Genomic DNA, 933 nt, shown 5'->3' with positions numbered 1-933 from the left:
GACCCAGACCCTCTCCCGCAACACGATCAAGGGCGACGCGATGGTGATCGGTTCGGCCGGCCGTGACATCACCATCGGCCGCAAGCCCTGAGCCGGAAGGCGCGGCCCCTAGTGCTGAGGAGGCCGAGCCTGCGTCGGCCCCCGCCCCCACTTTCCGCGACCTCTACCAGGAGACCTCCCACAATCTGGTCTCAGGCGACCTCATCACTGTCGGCAACGTCGGCCGTGACTTCGTCCTCCAGGTCCCGGAGCGGATTACCCCCGCCCTGGACGGGCTCCCGTCCCCCACACGGCTGTTCAGCGGCCGACACGCGTATCTCAATGACCTCGCACAGGCGTTGGACCCGGACCAGTCGCACGACTGCGTAGCCCACGTCGTCACCGGCATGCCCGGCGTCGGCAAGACCGAACTCGTCCTCCAGGCCGCCGACCGCGCGCTCCGCCGCGAAGGCTGGTTCCCCGGCGGCGTTCTATTCGTGGATCTCTTCGGCTACGACCCCGAGCGCCGTCTGCCGCCCGAGCAGGCGCTGGCCAGCTTCCTGCGTGCACTCGGCGTACCAGCCGACCACGTACCCGCCGACGTGCAGGAACGCGCCCGGCTGTACGCGACGATCCTGCGCAGGTACGCCGACGCTGGCCGCAGGTTGCTGGTGGTCCTCGACAACGTGGCCGCCGTCGAGGACGTACGGCTCCTCGTGCCGTCCGGCGGTGCCACCTCCGTACTGATCACCTCCCGGTACGCCCTCGGCGTCCCCGGCGCGCGGATGCATCGGCTGATGGAGCTTCAGCTGGATGAGGCCGTCGCACTGTTAGGAGACGGCCTCACTGCCGCGAACGGCGTGTCCGACACCCGCGTCACGGACGCGCCCGAGTCGGCCGCAGAGATCGCCCGGTTGTGCGGATTACTGCCGCTCGCCCTGCAAATTGTCACCG

Annotated in this window: 1 protein-coding gene; it reads left to right on the top strand. The window is 69.3% G+C overall.

What is annotated here, in order from left to right; translation table 11 throughout:
• Window positions 1–338 precede the first annotated feature (338 nt).
• A partial coding sequence (locus TN53_RS41010; RefSeq protein ID WP_234441827.1) for an NB-ARC domain-containing protein occupies window positions 339–933 on the top strand: 595 nt, incomplete at its 3' end.

It is taken from the genome of Streptomyces sp. WM6386, assembly GCF_000972385.1.
In the GTDB taxonomy this organism is placed as follows: Bacteria; Actinomycetota; Actinomycetes; order Streptomycetales; family Streptomycetaceae; genus Streptomyces.
Note: the sequence above shows the minus strand (reverse complement) of the source record. Positions and strands in the feature narration are given on the sequence as shown.